Source organism: Romboutsia timonensis (genome assembly GCF_900106845.1).
Classification (GTDB): Bacteria; Bacillota; Clostridia; order Peptostreptococcales; family Peptostreptococcaceae; genus Romboutsia; species Romboutsia timonensis.
The window spans coordinates 23,893-42,176 of the sequence record NZ_LT629849.1 but is presented as its reverse complement, the minus strand read 5'-3'; the positions used below and the strand labels follow the sequence as shown (position 1 = coordinate 42,176).

Genomic DNA, 18,284 nt, shown 5'->3' with positions numbered 1-18,284 from the left:
ATTTTCCTAAACCTTAGAAAAGTTCCCCTTTGGAAAAATAATATTAATCTTTGTATACTCATTTTCTTCTGATTCAATTTTTATTAATAAACCTAACTTATCACACAGTTTTTTGCACAAGTACAATCCTATGCCTGTTGATTTATAATTTACACGACCTTTATTTCCTGTAAACCCTTTATTAAATACCCTACTTATCTCATCACTAGGTATCCCTATTCCATTATCATAAATAGTTAAATCAACTGCATTTTTTATTTCTTTAGTATATATTTTTATAGTACTTTCATTCTCTTTTCTATATTTTATACAATTGACTATAATTTGATTTAATATGAACTCTAGCCATTTACTATCACTATATACACTTTCGCAAATATCATATATCTCTATATCAATACTATTAAGTATAAGTACTTGCTTATTTCGAGTGATGACACTATTTATACATTTTTCTAAAGAGATTTCTTTTACTAAATAGTCTTTTTCAACATCTTCACTTCGAGCATAGAATAATGCTTGCTCTACATATCTATCAATTTCTTCTAATTCTTGTAATACTAACCTTGATGTAGATGTTTTGTTGTTCTCTTCTATTAACTTAATAGCTGAAATAGGTGTTTTTACCTCATGTATCCATTTTTCTATGTACTCTTTATAATCCTTTTTTTGATTTTTTATTGTATTTATTTCTTCTCTCATAGACTTACTAGCTTTTTTCAAAATATAGTAATATGGTATTGCTTCTATGTATTTAGGTTGCTCTATTATTTCACTTAATAGATACTTTTTATCTGTATTTTCAATATACTTATTTAGTTTATAGAAATGCTTCTCTATGGTCTTATATTCATGTAAGAGATACATCGATAATACCATTCCCCATGTAATCCATATAATCTTTATGACTTCAAATGTATTTCCTGAACTAAATAGAAATACAGACAATACTATTAAAGATATAATATTTAAACTAATTACTCCAATCCTTTTATTTAGATACTCTTGTATACTCATATCATATAACCTTGTCCTCTTTTAGTTTTTATATAATCCTTTATCCCTAATTCTTCCATCTTATTCCTTATTCTTGTAATATTAACTGTAAGTGTATTATCATTTACAAATAATGCACTATCCCATAAGTAGTCTAATATATCTACCCTCGAAACTATCTTTCCTCTATTTATCAGTAAGTAATGTAGTATTTTAAATTCATTTTTAGTAAGTTCTACTGATTTATCATTGTACTGTATTGTGTTTGTTAATATATTTAAAGTTATACCATTATGTTCGATATTATCTGTAATTTTTTCATTAGGATATGCTCTTTTCAAAACTGAAGCTACTCTTGCTAAAAGTATCTGTGTATTATATGGCTTTGTTATAAAATCATCTGCTCCTAAAGTTATTCCCATAAGTTCATCAATATTTGTACTTCTACTTGTTACAAATATTATAGGTGTTTTTGAAAAACTCCTTATTTCTGTACATATTTTAAATCCATCATCATTTGGTAAATTTATGTCCAACAGTATTAAATCTGGATTATACTCTTTTACTTGATTTGTAATGTTATTGAAATCATGTATTTTTATTGTTTTATATTTATTTAAATCTAATAAATTATGAATCTCATTTCTTATTAGTTCATTATCTTCTATTATCATTATAGTAAACATTCTTTTTCTCCATCTCCTCACATATTTTATTCTATTATGTTAGGTTTATTTCAATTATAAATTAACCAATAATTATGCCTTATGGTTATTATAGCATTTCTCATTATCTAAGCACTATATTTATAGTTTTGTGTAATTAAAAAGAAAGTCATAAAAGACTTCCTATTAAATATTGTTATACTTGTTCAATTTAGTTTTTTAAGCTCATGATACATTATCTTGCTTTATTATAGTTATATGTTAAATCATTTTATGCACTAAATGCCTTATATGCATTTAAAACTATATCTGTATTTTCCTCATCTAATATATAATTTAAAATCCTTGCCATATTAAAATCTTCATCTATACAACCTCTATATAGATTCATAGCTATCCTTATTAGAGTTTTTTCAGATTTAGATGACTTTTCAAATCTTTTTAATATCATATCTCTATTTAAATTATTGTTTAATAGTAAATCTGTATTATAAAACATCTCCATCGACGAAAGAATATAGTATGCAGAACAAATATATTTATCATCTTCATTTATTTTACCAAGTCTATATTTATAATACTTTTCATGTAGTTCATTCTTAAAGCTTATTACTGTGAGAATGGGAAATTATTTGTAAAAGATGATTTCACACCTAGTATTGTACGAAGAATATTTAGAGAATATCTAAGTGGTATAGGTTTTGATGCTATAGCTAGAAATCTTTACAATGATGATATACCTACTCCTAGTCAAGTTGCTTGTATTAAAAGTGCCTCATCTAAATGGAATGGCTCATCTGTAAGATGTATTCTAGAAAATCCTCATTTTATAGGTAATTTAGTTCAAGGAAGGACTACAACTAAAAGTGTTACTTCTACTAAAAGAAATACTGCTTCTAATGAAGATTTAATTATTATTGAAAATACCCATGAAGCTATAATCTCTAAGGATGAGTTTAATGCAGTTCAACAACTAATATCTTCTCGTAGAAGAAAAAGACCTGCTCAAAGTACTCATATATTTAGTAATATTCTTATATGTGCAGATTGTAGTCATGGTATGCATTTTAAAAAGAATAGAAAAGGATATATCTGTGGTAGCTTCAATAAGCATGGTATTAAAGCTTGTAGCTCTCATATAATACGTGAACAAAATCTGAAAGATATAATTCTATCTGATATAGATTTTATCTTAACCACTATATCTAATAAATCATTTTTAGATAATATTAGTTCAAATTTAAATAAAGAATCTAAATCTAGTAAAAATAAATTAGATAGCATAGAAACTAAAATTTCAAAGCTAACTACAAGGAAAAATAATGCTCTTAATAAATTCATCGATGATTGTATCAGTAAAGATGATTACGATAATCTTGTAGAAAGTATTAACTCAGAACTAAATGAATTAAAAAGTGAAAAACTGTTGCTTGAAAGTACTATGAGTACTAATTTAAATTCTAACCTAAGTAGTGGTATGTGCTATTTTAAAAGTATAGCTTCTAATATAAATGATTTAACACCCGATGTAGTAAATCGATTAATAGATAAAATTGAAGTGTCTGAAGATGGTACTCCGAGAATCTATTACCGATTCTCGGAATCATCTATATGTTTATCTGATTTTATAAATCAGACTTCTTAACTATCTTCGCACAGCATTCAACGTGCATTGTGTGAGGGAACATATCTACAGGTTGTATTTCTACACACTTATACCCTCTTTCATCTAAGTATGCTAAATCTCTAGCTAAAGTAGATGGATTACATGAAACATACACTACTCTATCTGGTTTCATTGATACTATCGTATCTAATACCTTTTCATCGCATCCTTTTCTAGGAGGGTCTACTACAACTACATTTGCAGTTTTTCCTTCACTGTACATTTTAGGAACGACTTCTTCAGCTTTTCCAACATAGAATTCCACATTATTTAAGTTGTTTAATTTAGCATTAATTTTAGCGTCTTTTATAGCATCTTCAACTATTTCAATACCATATACCTTAGTAGCTTTTTGTGCTAAAAATAGAGATATTGATCCTATTCCACAGTATATATCAAATACAGTATCATTTTCCTTTAACTCTGCATATTCTAATGCTTTATTATATAAAACTTCAGTTTGAACAGGATTAACTTGGAAGAATGATAATGGAGATATTTCAAATACTAAATCTCCGATGTAGTCATTTATCTTTCCATTTCCATATATAACTTTATTTTCTTTTCCTAATATTACATTAGTTTTAGCTTTATTAACATTAAGAACTAAAGTCTTAAATCCTAGTATATTTTCTTTTAATACAGAAGCTAACTCATTTAGATGTGGTAAATTAGTTCCATTAGCAACTAAAACTACCATTACCTCATTAGTTGTAAAACCAACCTTTGTCACTAAGTGTCTTAAAACTCCTGTATGAGTAGTTTCATTATAAATACTTACATTATAAGCTTGAATATAAGTTTTTATTATCTTTATTATTTTATCATTTATATCATGTTGTATTACGCACATATCAGTAGGTATAACATCATGGCTCTTCTTTTTGTAAAAACCTATAGCAGTTGAACCATTTATATTTTGTATTGGAAATTGAGCCTTATTTCTATATCTACAAGGACTTTGCATACCTATCGTTTCATGTATTTCAACATTTTCTAATTTTCCTATTCTAGATATAACTTGCTTAACCTCATTTGTTTTTAACTCAAGTTGCTTATTGTAATCTAACTCTTGTATTTGACATCCACCGCAGTCTTTTAAATCATCACTACAGATTCTATCAACTCTAAATGGTGATTTTTCAATTATTTCAACTATATCTCCTACTGCATAGTTCTTTTTAGACTTGTTTATTCTTACTTTTACTTTATCTTGTATTAATCCGCCCTCTACAAAAACAGTAAAACCTTCATATTTTCCTATTCCTACTCCACCTTGACCTATATCAACTATATCTACAACATACTCTTTATTTTTTGATAACATAGGTTAGTCCTCCGTACATTTATTTTTTTAAATCCAATATTTTATTTTACCAAAAAAATAAGAGCTTTTAAAGCCCTTATATAAATAAATCTTTAGTTTTAATCCCTTGATATAATTGTATTGATGCAAATATAAATAGCACAAACCCAAGTACTGGACCTGTCACTATAAGAATTTCTGCTAAATTTTGAGATATTCCACTATCAACTATCATTTTTAATGAAGCTACATAATCTTGCTTTACATTTATACCATATCTTATCCATGTTACAGCAGTCATAAATGCAACTGGTATTACACTCATGGTCATGTAAAACCCTGTTATCGTTCTTTGTTTAACTCCCTTTAATCCTATATATATCGGTATAAAAAATAATATAGGTAAAAAGAATCCAAAGAATTGAGGAGTTAAAGCTAAAAATAGCATTGCACAAAATAAGAAGCTAGTTATATACTTTCTAAGGTTTATAGTTTTACCTTGAAAGTCACATAATGATGCTGTTAGATATCTTGTGTAAACTTCTATTACTGACTCTATTTTATTTTTTTCCTTAGTCGATTTTAATTCTTTTATAACTTCTTTCCCTTTTTCATTCATTCGATTATATTGTATTTTAAATTTTTCATCGATTTCTATATTAATATATAACTTATGTAATTCTTCTAGCTTACTTATATATTTATCTTTCTTTCTTTTATTTAAACTACTTATTTTTTTTAACTCATTTATTATCTGAGTTATATTAGCTGCAGCTAATTTTCCTTTCATTCCTATTGTCCCCTTATCAGTTTATATTCACATTATATAAAACTCTTCATTAATGTATATTTATATTCTATTGATTTTTCACTATCTTTCTCATAGAAATACCTATAGTCACAAATATAATAGTCCATATACAACCCAAGAACATCCATGCTGCACTAGTCATTACATCGCCCCCTTTTATGAAAATTCAACAATACCATCTATTTCATATTTATATTTATTTTTAATTGCCTTATATGATTGAATATATCCTACTATTAAAACACCTATAACGGCTATTCTACCTAGATTAACCCATATAACTAGACTTGGCATATTGGCAACGTAAGATGGTACCAAATTAAAGTTTCCAGCTTTAGCATAATCTAATGTAAAGAATATTAAAAATGTTATTATTGTTATAGGAGTCAAGAATTGATGGAATAGTCTAAAGTACCACTTTGGAACCTTCCATAAACCACCTTTATTCATTTCTTCAAGTGCTCTATCTTTTACACACCACCCAATTATAACTATTTCTATTAATCCTAATACTATTAATAAATAGTTACCTATCCAGTTATCGACTTCCATAAAGTATATTAACTCTGCTGTTTTTGTTAGTATTGGCTCTAACGCAACAGGAAGACCTACTATTATATATCCAAAGAATACTATCCAAGCACCTTTTTTTCTATTTATTCCTGCATCTTCTTCTAATAATGCAACTAAATAGTTATACATCGCTATTGCAGATGTTATACCCGCAAAGAATAATAATAAGAACCAAACTGCTCCAAATATTCCTCCGCCTGTCATAGTTCTAAATACGTTAGGCAATGCCATATAAGCAAGGCCTATACTTCCTTTTATACCTTCTTCACCTAAAAATGCATATGCTATAGGTATAACTGCTGTACCACCTAATATAACTTCTGCAAATTCATTTAATGATATTGTTGCTACTGAAGCAGTTATTATATCTTCATCTGGTTTAAGATAAGATGCATAATTTTGAATTATCCCCATACCTAAAGACAATGTAAAGAATATTTGACCAGACGCTGCTATTGCTGATCCCCAAGATAATTGACTAAAATCTGGATTCCATATAAAGTTTAACCCTTTTAATGAACTCCAATCTGGATTTACTGGTGCTCCTAAAGTTAATGATCTAATACATAATATGATTCCAAATGCATATAAAACAGGCATCATAATCTTTGCCCAAGACTCTATTCCCTTCTCTATTCCCTTCATTACTGCAAAAGCTAATACTAATAATGATATTATCCAAAATATTAAATTTGATGGATTTTGTATGTAAGATGCAAAAAATTCTCCTGTTGATATACTTGAATCCATATAACCACCAGTTAAAGAATTAAATCCATATCCCAATGACCATCCTATAAGTTGATTATAATAAGAGTTAACTAATATAGTAACACCAAATGCTATCATACCAGATAAAGAACCTACTATAATTGCTTTTTTAGGAGTCATAGCCTGTTTTGCTTGCAAATACATTATTGGACCCATAGTTCCATGTCCATATTTTCCTCCATATCTCCCTATACTCCATTCAACCATCATTAACGGCATACCTATCACTATTAATGCAAAGAAATATGGTATCATAAATGCTCCTCCACCATTTGAAGCAGCTACATATGGAAATCTCCAAAAGTTCCCAAGACCAACAGCATTACCTGCCATTGCTAGTATAAGACCTACTTTAGATCCCCAATTCCCTCTACTTTCATCCATTTTGTATTCCCCCTTTATTTTATATGTATACTATTTTTAACATATTTATTACTTCAATTTTCAGTCTATATGGAATTTTCCGAAAATTTTATTTTATGAAATAGCCACTATGTTTATTTGATAAACTTAGTGGCTAACTTAATATTCTTAAAAGAATAGTATCACAATATTATATTGTTTTTCAATATTTTTTAATATAAATTAAAATCTTAATTTATATTTGTATTTCTTATAAAACTCTTGTAGATCCTCTGTATATTACTCCTCTAGATGCATCTACAGTTACTATTTCTCCATCTTTAACAGATTCTAATATATTTGTTGCAGATACTATAACTGGTTTATTTAAGCTTATACCTACTATAGCTGCATGAGATGTCATTCCACCTTCTTCAGTTATTATAGCAGCACATTTTTCTATATGAGAGTTCATTTCTATATCAGTCATAGTTGTAACTAATATATCACCTTCATTAAATTCTACACAATCTTCGTTACCTTTTATAATACGAACTTTACCTTCTACAGTTTTAGATCCTACACCTATACCTTTTACTATTTCTTCACTTATAACATGAACTTTTATTAAGTTTGTAGTTCCGCTTATTCCAACTGGAACTCCAGCAGTTATAACTACTAATTCACCATTATTTATGTATCCTGCATTTTTAGATGTTTCTATAGAGTTTTCTATAACCTCATCTGTATTTCCTGCTACTTCAGCTTTAACTGGATAAACACCCCAAGTAAGAGCAAGTCTTCTCATTACCTTATCATCATTTGTAGTAGCTATTATTGGACACTTAGGTCTGCACTTAGATACCATTCTAGCAGTATGTCCTGATGAAGTTGAAGTTATTATAGCTGAAGCATTTAAATTAACTGCTGTTGTACAAGTAGCATGACTTATAGCATCTGTAACAGTTTCGTTATTTCTAGAATTCTTTTCTAATAAGTTATCATAATTTAAAGTTTCTTCAGTTCTCTTTGCTATAGTAGCCATAATTTTTACTGCTTCTACTGGATATTTACCAGCAGCAGTTTCTCCTGATAGCATTATTGCATCTGTTCCATCGTATATAGCATTTGCAACGTCTGTAACTTCTGCTCTTGTTGGTCTAGGATTTCTCATCATAGAATCTAACATTTGAGTAGCTGTTATTACTGGCTTTCCTGCTTTATTACATTTTGCTATCATCATTTTTTGAACTACAGGTATTTCTTCTGTTGGTATTTCAACTCCAAGGTCCCCTCTAGCAACCATTATACCATCAGATACAGCTATTATATCATCTAAGTTATCTACACCTTCTTGGTTTTCTATCTTAGATATTATTTGTATATCTGTTGCATTGTTTCTTTCTAAAACTTCTCTTATAGCTAATACGTCAGAAACTTTTCTAACGAAAGATGCAGCTATAAAATCTATTCCTTGAGATATACCAAATTCTATATCACTTATATCCTTATCAGTTAATGCTGGCAAGTTTATTTTTACTCCTGGTACGTTTACACCTTTGTGGTTTTTAACTATTCCTGAGTTTTCAACTATACAAAGTATGTCATCACCATTTACTTCTTCAACTCTAAGACCAACTAATCCGTCATCTATTAATATAGTATCCCCAGCAACTACATCATTTGCAAGTCCTTTATAACTTACTGTACATATTTCTTTTGTTCCCATAACATCTTTCATTGTTATAGTGAACTTTTGACCTTCTTCTAATAGTACTTCTGGTTGATCAAAATTCCCAGTTCTTATTTCTGGTCCTTTTGTATCTAGTAATAGAGCCACTGGCTTATTTAACTTTTCTCTAACCTTCTTTACTAAATCCATTCTTCCTTTATGTTCTTCATGTGAACCATGAGAGAAATTCATTCTAGTTACATTTAATCCATTTTCAATTAATGCAGTTAGTACTTCTTCCTTCTCTGATGCAGGTCCTAATGTACAAACTATTTTAGTCCTCTTAGTGTTTTTTAACATATATATATTCCTCCTAAATTATATAGATAGTATTTTTACCATTTCATAAGTATCCTTATCAAATTCTTTAGTCATTGATAAAGCTTCATGTATGTCCATGTCTATGATTTTATTGTCTCTTATACCTACTACTCTAGCAGCTTTACCATCTAATAATAGCTCTACTGCTCTTACTCCCATTCTACTTGCTAATATTCTATCAAATGCTGTTGGGCTACCACCTCTTTGGACATGTCCAAGTACAGTTACCCTTAAGTCTGCTCCTGTCTCTTTTATTATTTCTTTTCCTAAGTCTTGAGCATTTCCAACACCTTCAGCTAAAACTATTATACTGTGTCTTTTTCCTCTTTTTTGAGTAGTCTTTAATTTATTACATACATCTTCTACTTTAAAGTCTACTTCTGGAACTATTACAGTTTCTGCCCCCCCTGCAAGACCTGCATATAAAGCTAAGTCTCCACAGTGTCTTCCCATTACTTCTATTATGTTAACCCTTTCATGAGAAGAAGATGTGTCTCTTATTTTACCTATAGCATCTATTATTGTATTTTGAGTTGTATCAAATCCTATAGTATAATCAGTATAAGCTAAATCATTATCAATAGTTCCTGGAATACCTATAGCTGGAAATCCTAGATCACTAAGTTTCTGAGCACCATTAAATGATCCATCTCCACCTATAACAACTAGACAATCAATACCATACTTTTTAAGAACTTTTACTCCTATTGCTCTTCCTTCTTCAGTTTTGAATTCTTCACATCTAGAAGATTTTAATATTGTTCCACCTCTATGTATAATATCTCCAACAGAAGATAGATTCATTTCTTGTATATCTTCTTCTATTAATCCTTTATATCCTCTGTTGATACCATAAACCTTACATCCATAGTATATTGCTGACCTAACAACAGCTCTTATAGCTGCATTCATTCCTGGAGCATCTCCTCCACTTGTCAATATTCCTATAGTTTTCATGGCTTTACCTCCTATATTCTCTATATTAACACCCTTAGGGACATTTTTAGTCCCTATTATGTTTTTTTATCCCATTATGAGTAAAAAAATTAGGTCTACTAAAATGTCCATTTTATGATATTATAACATAATTTTTCCAATTTTTTTATATTAATATTATATAATAAAATTTTTATTTTAATATCCTAATTTTTTTATATTTATTAACTATCTTATCTTTATATTTTCTTTTGGAAGTATATTATTTAATTCAGTAATTAATCTATCAGAAATAGTTACACTAAATCCATTATATTTATATAATTTTTTAGTATCCTCTGCATATAAAAATATATTTTCTTCTCCTGGATATCTCTTTAATATATTAGATATATTCTCCATCATATTTACATTATTATATGAATCTACTTTTAAATATAAACCATTTTTCGAGTTTTTTCTATGGTTTTCTGTATTATTAATATGTTTTTTTGAATCATATATTCCTCTATTTAGTTGATATACATTATCTATATCTACAATATCTCTTGCTACAATCTTAGGTTCTTCCCCTTCTTTTATATTTAATACTCCTCTTATAAAGATTATACTATCTTCATTTAGAATTTGGTTATATTTTTTTAAGGTTTGAGGGAATACTATAACTTCTATATTTCCATACAAGTCTTCTAAGTCTAAAAATGCCATTATATCATTACGTTTCGTAGTTTTTATAGTTTTATTTGCTATCATACCGCCCATTATTACATCTCTTTCATCTAGACTTAAGTATGATTCTTCATCTTCTTTTAAGGAATTTAATTTTCCATTATCTATCGATGTATTCTTAGTTAAAATTTCCTTGAACTCTGATAGTGGATGTCCACTTACATACATTCCTAAAACCTCTTTTTCTAAACTAAGTTTTTCTCTTTCTTGATATTCAGGTAATTTAGGTATTGTATTAGTCTCTTGTAAGTTATTTTCTTCACTAGCTCCAAAAACATCAAATAATGATATTTGACCTTGTACATTTTTCTTTCTATCCATAGATATACTATCTAAGACATTTTCATATCCAGCCATTAGACTTGCTCTATTTTCACTTATTTCATCAAAAGCACCACATTTAATTAAACTTTCTATAACTCTCTTATTAGTATCTTTTGAATCTAATCTTTTAGCTAAATCTGAGAAATCTACAAATTCACCATTAAGATTTCTTTCATTAATTATATTTTCTATAATATTTACACCAACATTTTTAACTGCTGCTAGTCCAAATCTTATATTATTTCCTTCAACCGAGAATTTAGAAAAACTTTTATTTATATCTGGCTTTAATACTTCTATACCTAATGCATTACATTCTCTTATATATTCTACAACCTTATCTGTATTTCCCATTACACTAGTTATTAAAGCAGCCATAAATTCAACTGGATAATATGCTTTTAAATATGCTGTTTGATACGATAAAACACCGTATGCCGCAGCATGCGATTTATTAAATGCATACTTTGCAAAGTCTATCATATCATCAAATATCTTATTAGCTATATCTTCTGGTACACCATTTCTTATACACCCAGCTATCTCTATATTTCCATTCTCATCTTCTTTTCCGTAAACGAAGTATCTTCTTTCCTCTTCCATTACGTCCATTTTTTTCTTACCCATAGCTCTTCTAACTAAGTCACTACGTCCATACGTATATCCGCCTAATTCTCTAACAACTTGCATAACTTGTTCTTGATAAACTAAACATCCATAGGTAACTTCCATGATAGGTTTTAGATTTTCATGTAAGTATGTTACATTTTGTGGATTAGTTTTATTTTCAATGTAAGTTGGTATGGAATCCATAGGACCTGGTCTATATAAAGATATTCCCGCTACTATATCTTCAAAATTATCTGGCTTTAATTGTTTCATGAATACCCTCATACCAGCACTTTCTAACTGGAATACACCTAATGTATTTCCTGAAGATAAAAGTTCAAATACCTTGGGGTCATCATAATCCATCTTTGAAAAATCTATTTTTCTATTATGATTCTTTTCTATTAAGTTAAGTGCATCTCTTATTACTGTAAGAGTTCTAAGTCCTAAGAAATCCATCTTTAGCAGACCAAGTTCTTCTAGTGTAGTCATTGTAAATTGAGTTGTTATAGCATCTTGATGTTTATAAAGTGGAACATATTCATCTACTGGATTTTTAGATATAACTACACCTGCTGCATGAGTAGATGCATGTCTTAACATACCTTCTATTCTCTTTGATATATCTATAACTTCTCTAGTTTCTCTATCTTGTTGATATAAATCTCTTAGTGTTGGATTAGTTTCTAGTGCCTTATCAATAGTCATACCAAGTGCAAAAGGTATTTCCTTTGCTATTTTATCAACTTTATTATATGGTATGTCTAAAACTCTTCCTACATCTCTTATAGCCGCTTTTGCTCCCATTGTTCCAAATGTTATTATCTGAGCAACATGGTCTTCTCCATATTTTCTTTTAACATAATCTATAACTTCTTCTCTTCTTTCATAACAGAAGTCTATATCTATATCTGGCATAGATACACGCTCAGGATTAAGGAAACGCTCAAATAGAAGAGAATATTTTATAGGGTCTATATCCGTTATCTTTAATGTGTATGCAACTATAGAACCTGCAGCACTACCTCTTCCAGGACCAACCATTATATTATTTTCTTTTGAGAAGTTTATAAAATCCCAAGTTATTAAAAAATATTCTACATAACCCATCTTCTCAATTACACCTAACTCATAGTTAAGTCTATCTATAATTTCTTGGCTTGGATTATCATACCTCTCTTCAAGACCTTTAAAACATAACTCTCTTAGATAAGTATCTGGTGTATATCCTTCTGGTACATCATATTTAGGAAGATGTATTGTATTAAAATCAAATTCTATGTTACACATTTCAGCTATCTTAACTGTATTATCTATAGCCTCTGGTGCATATGGAAATAATTCCTCCATTTCTTCTCTTGATTTTAAATAAAACTCATCACTACCAAATCTCATTCTATTTGGGTCATTAACTGTTTTTCCCATTTGTATACACATTAGTACATCATGTATTTTAGAATCTTCTTTGTTTACATAATGGATATCATTAGTTGCAACTAATGGTATATTAATTTCCTTAGATAATTTTACTAAAGCTGCATTGACTTCTTTTTGTTCCGGTAAACCGTGATCCTGTATTTCTAAATAAAAATTTCCCTCTCCAAATATATCTCTATATTGTAAGGCTATATTTTTAGCCTTTTCATAATTCCTATCCATTAGAGCCTGAGAAATATCTCCTGCTAAACAAGCAGATAGTGCTATTATTCCATCACTATATTTTTTTAACTCATCTATATCTACTCTAGGCTTATAATAAAATCCTTCTACATATGAAGTAGATACCATTTTAATTAAGTTTTTATATCCATCCATATTTTTAGCTAAAAGAATTAAGTGTCCTTGTCTTTTATCATAGTTAGGATCTTTATCTCTCAAGCTACGTGGAGCTGTATATACTTCACAACCTATAATTGGTTTTATTCCTTGTTTTTTAGCTTCTTTATAGAAATCTATTACACCAAACATACATCCATGGTCTGTTATGGCAACAGAACTCATATTTAATTCTTTTGCTCTACTTATAAGGTTCTTTACTCTAGAAAAACCGTCTAGTAAGCTATATTCAGTATGAACATGAAGATGTGCAAAATCTTTACTCATCCTATCACCTCCTAGATTATTCTTTAATTTTACCATAAAATTTATTTATCTTGAGCGATGTATCAATAAAATACATCATATTACTATCGATATGATATTAATATACCAATCAAATATGATTAATATATTTTATTGATTATATGATTAAATAATCTTAATCTAATTAGTTAGTTAAAGTGTAATTACCCAAAATAAAAGGAGATATATCAAAATATATCCCCTTTTTATTTATTCTTGCTTACTTCTTAAGTCATTCGCTATTTCTTCTATTTTCCTTAGTCTATGGTTAACTCCAGATTTTCCTATTGGAGGTTCTAACATTTCTCCTAATTCCTTTAGGGTCATGTCTTCACACTCTAACCTAATTCTAGCTATCTCTTGTAAATTTTCTGGTAGACTACTTATACCTATCGTATCTTGGATAAGCTTTATATTTTCTATCTGTCTAACAGATGCATTTACAGTTTTTGAAAGATTTGCAGTTTCACAATTAACTATACGATTTACATTATTTCTCATAGCCTTCACTATTTTCGTATTTTGTAGGCTTAAAAGGGCATTGTGTGCTCCTATTATACTAAGTAAATCTGATATTTGTTCACTTTCTTTTAAGTATACTACAAAGTTATTTTTTCTTGAAACAACCTTACAGTTGAATCCTAATTTATTTATTAAATCTTTTAAAGATTTAGCAAAATCCTCATTATTAGTTACAAATTCCATATGATAGTTTTTTCCAGGATCACTTATAGACCCGCCTCCTATGAATGCGCCCCTTATAAATGACCTTATACACTCTTCATTTTGTAATAAGTTTTCAGGAACTTTATTTACAGTATAAAATCCATCCCCTGGTTCTAATATTCCAAGCTCTCTTAATAAATTTTCTGATCCCATTTCACTTGTTACTATAAGAACATAACTATTATTTCTTTTTAACATTTGATTCTTATTTACAGATATAGTCGTATTTATACCAAAATTTTGTTTAAGTAATTTAAATACTTTTCTTGCTACAGAATTTAATTCTGTAGTAATCTTTAAATTCAATTTTCTATAACCTGCAATCTGTATACTTCCTGCTAATCTAACTATTGCAGCTAATTCAGTCATATTACAATAATCATCATTAGATATAACCCTTGCTAATTCATTTTTAGTTTCAGCTGAAAAAGACATATCTATCACCTATTTTACTAGTTCTTTTTTAGCCTTTTTTTTATTTCTTGCAAGGCTACTTTTATTATTTCTTTTTCGTCATCATATCTAGCCAAATCAACAACTCTATCTAAGTGTATAAATTTAGCATCAATGAATCCTTCTTCTTTTTGTGGAACTGTATTCATATTTCTTGCTTGCATTAAGTACCAAAAAACCGTTTTATGAACAGCTCTATTTTCATCCCAGTTTTCTTTAAATGTGTAATGAATTTCTCCTAAGTACTTTAATATATCTGCTTTTACTCCTGTTTCCTCTAGTACTTCTCTAAGTGCTGCTTCTTGTCTATTCTCTCCTTCTTCTACCTTTCCCTTTGGTAAAACCCAATCTCCATTGAATTTTCTAAGTAAAAGTATAGCATTGCCAAAAAGCACTACACCACCGGCACTAACCTCTTCTCTCATAGATGTTCACTCCTTAAAACTAACATAATAATAAGAATTTCTACATAAATCTTTAAAATCCTTTTTTACTTATCTTTGTCATTATCATGACGTAGTGCCAAATTAATTACTATATCTGAAATATGACCTGCATCGTGTCTAATATAATTATTTTTTATTTCAATTAGATTTTCTTCTATAGTTTTTGCTCCCATAGTTTTTAATATTTTTCTTTGTTTATCATCTAATATAACTTGTTTTGCACCATCTTTTTGATATCTATCAATCATTTCTTTAGGCAAAACTTCATTATTAGATATTACATAATCTATTATATTTTTATTGGTATGCTTTACTATAGCATTGACATGATCTAAAACATTATGGTCATCTGTTTCTCCTGGTTGAGTCATTATATTACATATATACACTTTAGGAGCTTTAGATTTTTCAATTGCATCGACCACTCCATTTACTAATAAATTCGGTATTATGCTCGTATATAAACTTCCTGGACCCATAATAATTATATCAGCATTTTCTATAGAGTTAATTACTTCATCTAAAGGTACTGCATCTTGTTCATCTAAATATACTCTTTCTATATAGGTTTTGTCATCTTTAACCTCTTTTGGTATTCTAGATTCACCTTTTACTATTTTCCCATTTTTTAGCTTTGCTATCAAGTTTATATCATTTAAAGTTACTGGTAGAACTTTTCCTGTTATGGCAAATATTTGACTCATTTTATATAACGCAACTTCAAAGTTTCCGTATAATCCATTCATAGCAGCTAAAAATAAATTCCCAAAACTCTGACCTTTTAAAGCGCCTTCTGTAAATCTATATTGCATAACTTCTTTCATAGTTGGTTCTATATTAGCTAAAGCTAGTAAGCAGTTTCTTATATCTCCAGGAGGTAACATACCCAAGTCTTCCCTAAGTACACCAGATCCTCCACCATCATCTGCAACAGTAACAATTGCAGTTATATTACGAGTTCTCTTTTTCAATCCTCTTAAAAAAACAGATTGACCCGTTCCTCCTCCGATAACTACTACATTAGGATCCGTACTTTCTTTATCATCTATCGTAATCGATTTTAATCTTTCATCTTTCGCCTTCTTATATACATATATAGATGTTAATAAAGCAATCCATCCTACAATTCCTATGACCATAAATATACTTGTCATTTTTGCCTCCATACTATCTTAACATAGAGTCTCTATGCTTTTTAACCACTCTATAACCTCTATTAACTAAATCATCGTATATAAGATTTGATATAGTAACTGATCTGTGTCTTCCTCCTGTACATCCAATTCCTATTACTAGATGTTGTTTTCCTTCCTCAATATATTGAGGAACTAAAAACTGTATCATATCAGTAAGTTTTGCATAAAACTCTTCACTAATCTTAGAGTTCATAACATAATCTCTAACTTCTTTATCATCACCAGTCTTAGGTCTTAAATCTTCAATATAATATGGATTAGGTAAGAATCTAACATCAAATACAAGATCACAGTCAGATGGTATTCCATGCTTAAATCCAAAAGATACTACTGATATTGTTAGCTTAGGATTATTCTCACCTATAGAGTATATTTTTCCAATTTCCTCTTTTAAATCTTTAGGCTTCATATTTGTTGTATCTATTATACAACTTGCCTTTTCCCTTAAAGGCTCTAATATCTTTCTTTCCATTTTTATACCTTCTGGTATTTGTATATTCTTAGATAATGGATGATTTCTTCTTGTCATCTTATATCTTTTTAATAAAACATCGTCTGAACAATCTAGATAAAGTATTTCATATTGATAATTTTCTTTTTCCAAATATGCTAAACTTTCGTAAAGCGTTTCAAAGAACTTTCTTCCTCTTATATCTATACCTAAAGCAACCTTATCTATACTAGAATTAGGTTGATAGCATAACTCTGCAAATTTAGTTATTAAGGCAGGAGGTAAGTTATCTACACAGTAAAAACCCATGTCTTCTAAAGCTCTCATAGCTTCACTTTTTCCTGAACCTGATAGTCCTGTTACAATTACAAATTTCATAATATTCCCCCTTTTCACCTATATTTTTATATTTTCTATTAATGATAAATCTACACTTGCTTCTTTTACAATTTTCATAGCTAAATCGAAGTTACCTACATTCTGAGGTATATGAGCATCTGACCCTATGATAAATTTATTTCCTATGCCTTTTATTTTAACTAATTGACTACTATTTAAAAATCCATGACTACTATTTATTTCTAATCTTGTATCTGTATTTTTTGCTACCTTCGCTATTTCTTCTATATACACATCACCCTTATCTCCAGGATGAGTTATTATGAATATGTCATTATTTTTCATAGCATTTATTATAGCCTTAGTATTGTACTCTTTAGATTTTTCATTTTTTATCATGTAGTTATTACAATGATTAAACATACTTTTTAAAGATGTCGGCGTAGATGCAAAATGATATCCAGCCATAATATAGTCACAGTTTTCAATAATTTTATCATTTATGTCTATATTTCCGTAACTATCTAAAATATTACATTCCATACCAAGAAGAATTTCTATATTTGAATATTTTTCATTTAATTTATCTATTTCTTCTCTCATCTTATAAATATCATTTAATTTTATTCCATATGCTAAATGTTTATATCCATGGTCTGATATTCCTATTGTTTTAATACCTTTAGAAATAGCTTCTAATACATTCTCTTCTATAGTTCCTTTCCCATGGCTATATTTAGTATGAGTATGATAATCTGCTAGTATTTGCAT

The 18,284-nt window shown here is 28.7% G+C and carries 15 protein-coding genes; 1 reads left to right on the top strand and 14 read right to left on the bottom strand.

From position 1 onward, the window contains the following. Window positions 1-6 precede the first annotated feature (6 nt). The 3 genes from BN7997_RS01395 to BN7997_RS01385 form a co-directional block, all read right to left on the bottom strand. Window positions 7-1,017 (bottom strand): sensor histidine kinase, encoded by a 1,011-nt coding sequence (locus tag BN7997_RS01395; RefSeq protein ID WP_071119103.1) that lies wholly within the window; start codon window positions 1,015-1,017, stop codon window positions 7-9. Next, a complete protein-coding gene (locus BN7997_RS01390; RefSeq protein WP_071119102.1) occupies window positions 1,014-1,682 on the bottom strand; it encodes a response regulator transcription factor in 669 nt (222 codons plus the stop codon). Before BN7997_RS01390 ends, BN7997_RS01395 begins: the two co-directional genes overlap by 4 nt. Window positions 1,683-1,932: 250 nt before the next feature. Continuing rightward, window positions 1,933-2,271, bottom strand: coding sequence for a DUF6075 family protein (locus tag BN7997_RS01385; RefSeq protein ID WP_278335229.1), 339 nt, complete (start codon window positions 2,269-2,271; stop codon window positions 1,933-1,935). Between BN7997_RS01385 and BN7997_RS16275 the strand changes: the two genes are divergently transcribed. Then, complete coding sequence (locus tag BN7997_RS16275) at window positions 2,257-3,306, top strand: recombinase family protein (RefSeq protein WP_330385854.1); 1,050 nt, start codon at window positions 2,257-2,259, stop codon at window positions 3,304-3,306. The two genes, BN7997_RS01385 and BN7997_RS16275, sit on opposite strands and share 15 nt — an antisense overlap. Here BN7997_RS16275 and rlmD read toward each other — a convergent pair. The 11 genes from rlmD to BN7997_RS01325 form a co-directional block, all read right to left on the bottom strand. Beyond that, on the bottom strand, window positions 3,287-4,654 hold the full coding sequence (gene rlmD, locus BN7997_RS01375; RefSeq protein WP_071119099.1) for a 23S rRNA (uracil(1939)-C(5))-methyltransferase RlmD: 1,368 nt from the start codon (window positions 4,652-4,654) through the stop codon (window positions 3,287-3,289). The two genes, BN7997_RS16275 and rlmD, sit on opposite strands and share 20 nt — an antisense overlap. A gap of 76 nt (window positions 4,655-4,730) precedes the next feature. Further along, window positions 4,731-5,423, bottom strand: coding sequence for a hypothetical protein (locus BN7997_RS01370; RefSeq protein WP_071119098.1), 693 nt, complete (start codon window positions 5,421-5,423; stop codon window positions 4,731-4,733). 177 nt (window positions 5,424-5,600) lie between these two features. Next, window positions 5,601-7,172, bottom strand: coding sequence for a sodium:neurotransmitter symporter family protein (locus BN7997_RS01365; protein ID WP_071119097.1), 1,572 nt, complete (start codon window positions 7,170-7,172; stop codon window positions 5,601-5,603). Window positions 7,173-7,401: 229 nt separating this feature from the next. Beyond that, window positions 7,402-9,162: a pyruvate kinase gene (pyk, locus tag BN7997_RS01360; RefSeq protein WP_071119096.1), complete on the bottom strand. Its 1,761-nt coding sequence runs from the start codon at window positions 9,160-9,162 to the stop codon at window positions 7,402-7,404. An 18-nt stretch (window positions 9,163-9,180) separates the two neighbouring features. Next, on the bottom strand, window positions 9,181-10,140 hold the full coding sequence (gene pfkA, locus BN7997_RS01355; protein ID WP_071119095.1) for a 6-phosphofructokinase: 960 nt from the start codon (window positions 10,138-10,140) through the stop codon (window positions 9,181-9,183). Window positions 10,141-10,347: 207 nt separating this feature from the next. Next, window positions 10,348-13,884 (bottom strand): DNA polymerase III subunit alpha, encoded by a 3,537-nt coding sequence (locus BN7997_RS01350; RefSeq protein ID WP_071119094.1) that lies wholly within the window; start codon window positions 13,882-13,884, stop codon window positions 10,348-10,350. A 228-nt stretch (window positions 13,885-14,112) separates the two neighbouring features. Beyond that, window positions 14,113-15,063, bottom strand: a complete 951-nt coding sequence (whiA, locus tag BN7997_RS01345; protein ID WP_071119093.1) for a DNA-binding protein WhiA — start codon at window positions 15,061-15,063, stop codon at window positions 14,113-14,115. A 17-nt stretch (window positions 15,064-15,080) separates the two neighbouring features. Next, window positions 15,081-15,506, bottom strand: a complete 426-nt coding sequence (locus tag BN7997_RS01340; RefSeq protein ID WP_071119092.1) for an NUDIX hydrolase — start codon at window positions 15,504-15,506, stop codon at window positions 15,081-15,083. A 65-nt stretch (window positions 15,507-15,571) separates the two neighbouring features. After that, window positions 15,572-16,681 carry a gluconeogenesis factor YvcK family protein gene (locus tag BN7997_RS01335; RefSeq protein WP_083334973.1) on the bottom strand — a complete coding sequence of 370 codons (1,110 nt, stop codon included), beginning with the start codon at window positions 16,679-16,681 and terminating at the stop codon, window positions 15,572-15,574. A gap of 13 nt (window positions 16,682-16,694) precedes the next feature. Then, window positions 16,695-17,552, bottom strand: a complete 858-nt coding sequence (rapZ, locus tag BN7997_RS01330) for an RNase adapter RapZ (RefSeq protein ID WP_071119090.1) — start codon at window positions 17,550-17,552, stop codon at window positions 16,695-16,697. Between the two features lie 18 nt (window positions 17,553-17,570). Continuing rightward, window positions 17,571-18,284: a PHP domain-containing protein gene (locus BN7997_RS01325; protein ID WP_071119089.1), complete on the bottom strand. Its 714-nt coding sequence runs from the start codon at window positions 18,282-18,284 to the stop codon at window positions 17,571-17,573.